This window comes from Blautia sp. HCP28S3_G10, from assembly GCF_052065235.1.
Lineage (GTDB): Bacteria > Bacillota > Clostridia > Lachnospirales > Lachnospiraceae > Blautia_A.
Map to the genome: position 1 here is coordinate 21,932 of NZ_JBQHUL010000041.1, position 7,279 is coordinate 29,210.

The following is a 7,279-nucleotide window of genomic DNA, read 5'->3' on the forward strand; positions in this document are numbered from 1 at the left end:
ACCTTATCTCTGTGGAAAATGCAGGTTAAACTGCGCTTTTCCATCACTATCTGTTACCAGTTCGATGGTTGCTTCATAGCTTTTCCCGGTTCTTTGGGATACCAGGTCTTTATAATGTACCTTCCCTTTGGTCAGGAATTTCTTCGCTGTAGCTTTATCCATCTTTTTCCCCTGACTTTTCAGGAAATGGTCATCCTTCCACAAAGAGAAGGAACATTCCTGTCCGGTACAGTAATAACTCTTTTTCCCTTCCCGGACATCACTGCCACAGACCGGACACTTCCCGATCACTTCGCCTTTGGCAGTTCCCGGAAAACGGCTGCTCTCTTCTTCGGAAATCGAATGATAACGGGAGATTATTTCTCCCAGCATATCCGTAATACCATTTAAGAAATGCTCCGCAGTTTCTGTCCCCTGTGCGATATGGTTTAATTCCATCTCCCACTCTGCAGTCATTTTTGGAGATTTAATCTCATCCGGCAAAACAGTAACCAGTACATTCCCGGCATCCGTTGGCACCAGATTTTTCTTCTCCCTCTTAACAAAACCGGACTGGATCAGTTTTTCAATGATCCCGGCTCTTGTGGCAGGAGTGCCAAGCCCTTTCTTTTCTGTCTCCTCCGTCAGTTCTTCATTTCCTGCCCGCTCCATTGCGGCAAGCAGGGTATCTTCTGTGTACTGGCGGGGCGGCTGGGTAAAGTTTTCGGAAACAAAAGTGCTGCAGGGACCGATATTTCTTCCAAGATAAAGGTTAAATTCTGCTTCCTTTTCCGTTTCCTTGATCCCAAGAAACTGTTTCAGTTTCTTCTCAATCGCCTGAAAACCTTCCTGCTTCGTCTTCCTTGCAGAAAAAGTAAAGGTATGGAAGTTGCAGGTGACCTGGCACTTATGGGTCTCATAAATATAAGAATCCGCTGTCGCCGTCAGCACCCTAGCACTGATCAGATAAAGGATGTTCCGATTCCTTTCTTTCAGTTTCTGAAGGTCTGTTTTTGCCACCTCAGAAGTCGGAATAATTGCGTGATGGTCTGATACCTTTTTGGAATTCAGAACCTTTGAAACATCCGGTTCATAAACGATCTCTTCTGCAAATGGAACCTTTGACAGCAGCATCTGCACCAGTTTTTCTGTACTTTCTCCCATCTCATCCGTTAAGAACTGGCTGTCCGTTCTTGGGTACGTCACCAGCTTCTTTTCATACATCTCCTGCACAGAGTCCAGTGTCTCCTGTGCTGTGTAACCAAAGATACGGTTGGCATCCCTCTGGAGGGAAGTCAGGTCATACAGTTTCGGTGCCCGGACAGTCTTCGTCTGCACATCTTCTTTTTCTACCTGGCACATCCGTTCGCTGCAGTCAGCAGCTACCTGATCTGCATCCTCTTTTTTCTGAAAATGCTCTGATACTGCATCAAAATCCCCGAATTTTAAATGGGCTACATAGTATTTTTCTTTGACAAACCCTTTCACTTTCTGGTTCCTGTCCACGATCATGGCAAGGGTTGGCGTCTGCACCCTGCCCACTTTCAGGTTCTGGTTGTAAAGGACCGAAAAAAGACGGCTCGCATTGATTCCTACCAGCCAGTCTGCTTTTGCCCTGCATAAAGCTGACTGATAAAGGTCTTCATAACACGAACCGTCCTGTAACGATGCAAACCCTTCTTTAATTGCGCTTTCTTCCATGGAGGAGATCCAGAGACGTTTTATCGGCTTTTTGCATCCCGCCTGCTCATAGACCAAGCGGAAGATCAGCTCTCCTTCCCTTCCGGCATCAGTCGCACAGATGACCGCCTCCACTTCTTTGCTGTTCATCAGTTTCTTTAAGATCTGGAACTGTTTCTTCGTGCCATCCAGCACTTTCCTTTTCCATTCTTCCGGTACAATGGGAAGGTCTTCATATCTCCACTTCTTGTAGCGTTCGTCATATTCCGATGCGTCACAAAGCGCCACCAGATGACCGACACACCACGATACCAGATAGCCATTCCCTTCCACATATCCGTCTTTTCGTTCCCTGGCTCCGATTACCTTCGCCAGTGCCATCGCTACCGACGGCTTTTCTGCAATCACTAAATTCATCTCACTCACCCTTTCTGCTTTCCATTTCAATATCTGATTCCACTTCATTTCCCCATACATCCCATCCGGGAGTCTTCTGTCTGGCAAACAGCTCAATCCGGGGAACGTCTCCCATAAGCTGCACGATCCGCTCCCTTGCTTCCTGCGGCTTTTTACTGTGTTCCTCGATATGGGATAAGATCACCTGATGGACACTGGCAGACTGCCGTTTCGGTGAACCTTTGGTTGCCAGGATACAAAACTCGGCATTGCTCCTTGTCCAGTATCCCATCCCCCAGAACAGGCTGTCTGCTTTCTTATTCTGTTTGATCCATACAAAGGCAACCGTTTTATACTGGAATCCCCATGCCTGCAGGACGGAAAGCCCTTCCAGCAGGCACGGAACCGTTACCCAAAGGAATAACGCACAGTCTTTTGCTGCCAGTTCTGCCACCGGCAAAGCACGGATCTCCTCAATCCCCATTGTGGGATAATGGCTTTCTGCACTCCGCCCCAGTCCTTTTTGGGAATACACCCGGTACTGCCACGGCGGATCTGCATAAATTACCGGATACTTTTCATCTGCATCCAACCACCCCATTATCATTCCTCCTCATCTTCTAAGACATCCTCAGAATAACTTTCATCCGGAAGCATTTCTGCTTCGGCATCATCCAGTTCTGTCGGTTCTTCATTATCCTCGGTCTCATCTTCCTCATATTCATCCTCATCATCGTATTCATGCTTCGGTTTATAAACCTTAAAATAATAACCGGCACCTAAAGCACCTACCGCTATCAGGCCGATCAGAAGATAGGAACCTACTGGGGATTTATCCTCCGGCATCTGTACTTCCTCTGTCTCCGGTTCTTCTGCTTCCGGCTCTTCTGTCGGCTCTGGCTCCTCGGTCTCCGGTTCCGCATATACCGTATCCACTTCCGGAAGAGTCACCGTATCAGAAAGGGTAAAGTTCATCAGGTCTTTTTCACTGACTTCCGTCAGGAAATACACGTTGTCCTGTGCTTTGGAATTATCAATGACCAGATAAAAAATCTTCCCACTTTTAGTAGTGATCGTATAAAACTCTTTCGTCCCCTCCGTTGCTGTCTGGGTAATGCTCTGGGCATCTTCCCCGGAAGCTGCCAGCTCTTCTTCAATCCCGGTCACCGTCCGGTCTGTTACTGTACCGGTCGCTTCTGTCGGCTCGGAAGCTTGTGCATCCTGCGGAAGCGGGGATGTGGCTGCTTCTTCTGTTGAGGAAGTAGCACCGGTAGTTGTCATATCACTGCTCGCTGCATTCTGCTGTTGTGCCTGCCGTACTGCCCATTCATAATAGGGGTTCTGGAGCGTGTACTTATCAGAAGTATTCCCGGCACCATCGGTCACTGTGATCTCGATCTTCTTTGTCGTAAAATCTTTCTGGGTCAGCTGGATCTTCAGTTTCCCATCCGTCAAATCGGTATAAGTGGTTCCGTTGACGGTTATCGCTGAAATCCCGGATACCGAATCATTCCCCTGAATTGTCAGCACCCCATCAGTCAGGGAAGCAGACAAAGTCGGCTTTTCCGTGTCATAACAACGGATGGAACGGTTCTGTTCATACACCGTCCCTTCTGTATCCGTCACCCGTACATAAACCGTCTGGTTGCCATTGATGGTAATGCTTTTTGACTGTGTTACGTCCTGCCAGCTTCCATCTTTTCCTGCCTTGGCTTCAATCTTTGCTACCTGAAAGCCTTCCCCCATCTGGCTGGCATCTACGGCAATGGAAACAGAAGTCTCTCCCTGTTTCCATCCATCTGGCTTTTCAATGGCGATTGCCGGATTACCGCTCTCTGCCGCATAAATGCTCTGGGCAGATAAAAACGGGGTTGCCATGCATAAAAAAGTGGTAAGTGCAAACACTCCTTTTTTCATGTTACTGCCCCATTTCCTGTGCTTCCCCGAAGCCCTCTGTTCTTTCATTTTCTCTAAATTCATCATCAGTTCCTGTTTCCTCCTTCTGAAATCCTGCCAGCGTGGGCAGTTCCGTTTTCATTCTTTCCCGGAATTCATGAAGTTCCGGTATTGTCATATCCATACCACGGATGATACGCACGATCTCCAGGTTTTCCGCTTCCGTCTTTGCCACTTCCGCAGCCTTAAACCGCTTCAGGTCTGCTTCATACCGTGCCCTGGATGCTTCCATTTTTTCTTTTGCCTTTTCATAATCGGCAACTGCTTTTTCAAGGCTTTTCATACTTCTCCTTTCCGGGCGGCTTAAAACCGCCCTGTTTTTCTACCATCTACCAAATCCATAGAAATGGCTCTGCCAGTAGGAAGAGTAAATGGATGTGTACTGCACCGGATGCCCACAATGAATCATCTGCCCGCCGCCAACATAAATACCAACGTGCGTAACCGGCACACCTGCATCATAAGTTCCGGTAAAGAAGATCAGGTCTCCCGGCTGGACATCGGACTCTGACACTGGTGTACAGATATCATAAAGTCCCTGGGCAGTCAGCCTTCCGGTATTCCTTGCCCCGGAATGGGTCAGGCAGTAACTTACAAAACCGGAACAGTCAAATCCGCTTGGGGAATAACCGCCCCATACATAAGGCGTTCCCAGGTGTCTGGCTGCTTCCTGTAAAAGCCTCTGCGCTGCTTCACTGGTATACTCATTTCCACCAAAAATAGTTCCTTCCCCTGTCTCCAGATAGAAGATCGGGTTCATCCGTTCCCCATTTTTCAGAAGTTCGATATGGAGATGACTTCCGGTGGAATTTCCGGTATTTCCTGCAAGACCGATCTGGTCGCCTTTCGTGATCGCTGCACCGGCAGATACGCTCCGGCTCTTTAAGTGTGCATATCGAAGCTCATAGCCTTTACTGTCTTTGATCACCACATAATTGCCATAGCTGTCGTTGTAAGCAGAGGTCGTTACCGTTCCGCTAAGCCCTGCCAGTACTTCGGTTCCTTCCGGCACTCCGATATCCACTCCGTTATGAAGCTGGTTTTCCCCGGAGATTGGATGGATCCGATATCCGTAATAGCTGCTCACGTTGTAATACCAGTTAAAATCAAATGGTGTTCCGAACATCTGCAGGTTGCCTTTTGTTTCATTGTAGGCAGCAAACAGTTCCCTCTGGAAAATTCCAAGACGGTCCTGGCAGATCCCCGTCAGGCTGCTGGAATTTAATGTCACATTCAATACATCCACATCCCTGGTTCGTGTCACTTCCACCTCCCGGCTTCCGTTATCATCTGCAAGGAAACACTCCCAGGTCTGATGCCCGTGTGCAGAAGCTGCCGAATGGCTGTCATAATATACATCAAACTGGACGCCGTAACGGGCAAATGCCCCGGTATCTTCTACCGTATATTCCACGCCATTCATGACTACTTTTGTACCCATCGGGACAAAAGGATTGGAGGCATCCACTGCAAGTGTGTGGTTTGCTGTTGGATATACCCCGGATGCGGTCGGTCCGCCTGACCAGATGCCACAGCAGATCGGGCAGTTACAGTAGCCGCTTGTCACAACATTTCCAAGGGATTCCCCTACCCTTACGGTCGCTGTCTCTGTCACCGTTTCATTGACTGCCTCTGTCTCCAGCTGATACTGGAGGGCAAACAGCCGATCCAGTTCCGGTTTCACCTGTTCAAAGGTAAATTCCTCATATTTTGCGGACAGATAACTGATCAAAACAAAAGGGTCATGCTCTATCGGTCCGATATTGTACCGATATTCGTCATGCCCCGGCTCTTCCGATTCCATCTGGTTGATCCTTTCCTGCAGGTTTGCTTCCAACTGCGTGTAATAAAGCTCTGCCTGTCGGATTGCCTCATCCGATGAGATATAACTGGTTCCTGTGTAATTGATCACACTCTGCATAAATGCCGATGAACAGGAAGTCACGCTGGTCATGATCAGAAACATCATGCCTATAAGGGCAGCGATGCTGATATAGACCTTTCGGTGTTCTTTGAAAAAGTTGGTCACCTTGCCGCCGATCTTCTTGATATAATCAATCGTTCCAACCGTTGCAGTTCCCATTGCCTGCTCACTCTGCTTTGCTTTAACATATTCCTTTTTGATCCGCTGTTTCTGGATCAGTTTCTTTAAATGGGAGCGTTCTGTCGCAGCCTGCACTGCTTTCTTTTCATGATAAGCACTTGACCGGGCCCTTTTCTGGTTCCTCCTGCGGACGCTCCTCTGGCTTAAATGGTAAATCCCTTCGGAACCTTCCGTTAAACTGTTTGCTCCTTCCACAGCCGCATTACCATCATCCTCTTTTCGCACCTGACGATGGACAGATACCGCCACGGCGGTGCCAGCCTTTTTCACAAGGGAAACATCTTTCTCGCCCTCAAATTTCAGCCGGCTTTTCTTTCCTGCTTCGTCTGCATGTTCCTGATAAACCTTTTCCTTCATGGAATGCTTTTTCGGTGCATTTTTCTTTTCTGCTTCCTCAAAAGCCATCTTCTGGTTCCGCTTTTTCTGGGCATCATGCCGGAAATTCACACCATCAGCATCCATCCCATTCAGCTTTTCCGAGGTTTTTCCATCCTTTACAGCCTCTGCTGTCTCCTCATAAGCAAACTTTAATCTCTGTTTCTGCCCCGGCTTTTTACTTCCTCCGGTCTGCGCTTTTCTCGCATCCCCACGGGTCTGGGCAAGGTCAATATGCTTTTCTTTCAGTTTCCCAGTACCAGTTTTCTGTTCTTCCATGGACAGCTTAGATGTGGCACTGCCCTCTGCCTGTTCCCGTATCAGTTTCCGTGATTTTGTCTTATCCACTGCCTGTGCCGTCGCCGGTGCATCTCTGGAATTCTTAGAAAAGTCCTGCACTTTTCCAGAATCCTTATTTTTCATCTGTACATCCGTAGTGCGGCTGCTGACACGAACAGTGGATTTATTTGCCAAGTTTTCTTCTACCACTCCATCCTTAGTCATCTTCTGGACTGTTTTTTCCCTGGCGTTCATTCTCTGTTCTGCCATCTATCCTGCCTCCTTTACTGCTCTGAATGTTTCCCACACTGTAAAGCACAAGTTAAGAAGACGCCCATCACAGCGCCTCCTAAAAATGTGAGAAAATAAGATAATACCCTTAACATGATCTTCCCTCCTTCGTATAATATCTTTTAGATACATAAATGTACCTTGAAAACTCAATAAATATTTGTTCAATAGGCTTAGTAAAGCCCATGATATAATTGTCCCAGTGTCAATCAGGTAATA

The 7,279-nt window shown here is 47.7% G+C and carries 5 protein-coding genes; all 5 read right to left on the bottom strand.

Going from position 1 to position 7,279, the window contains the following annotated elements:
• Nucleotides 1-3: 3 nt before the first annotated feature.
• From ACTNB8_RS13980 to ACTNB8_RS14000, 5 genes are read right to left on the bottom strand one after another with little or no spacing between them, the layout of a single operon-like run.
• Entirely contained in the window at nt 4-2,076 is a 2,073-nt protein-coding gene (locus ACTNB8_RS13980) for a DNA topoisomerase 3 (protein ID WP_441055675.1), read from the bottom strand.
• 1 nt (nt 2,077) lies between these two features.
• Complete coding sequence (locus ACTNB8_RS13985) at nt 2,078-2,656, bottom strand: MT-A70 family methyltransferase (protein ID WP_441055677.1); 579 nt, start codon at nt 2,654-2,656, stop codon at nt 2,078-2,080.
• Nucleotides 2,657-2,658: 2 nt separating this feature from the next.
• Entirely contained in the window at nt 2,659-4,038 is a 1,380-nt protein-coding gene (locus tag ACTNB8_RS13990; RefSeq protein WP_441055679.1) for a CD1107 family mobile element protein, read from the bottom strand.
• Nucleotides 3,974-4,294 carry a DUF4315 family protein gene (locus ACTNB8_RS13995; RefSeq protein WP_441055681.1) on the bottom strand — a complete coding sequence of 107 codons (321 nt, stop codon included), beginning with the start codon at nt 4,292-4,294 and terminating at the stop codon, nt 3,974-3,976. The genes ACTNB8_RS13990 and ACTNB8_RS13995 overlap by 65 nt, the downstream gene beginning before the upstream one ends.
• 39 nt (nt 4,295-4,333) lie before the next feature.
• Complete coding sequence (locus ACTNB8_RS14000; protein ID WP_441055685.1) at nt 4,334-7,024, bottom strand: CD1108 family mobile element protein; 2,691 nt, start codon at nt 7,022-7,024, stop codon at nt 4,334-4,336.
• Between the last annotated feature and the right edge of the window lie 255 nt (nt 7,025-7,279).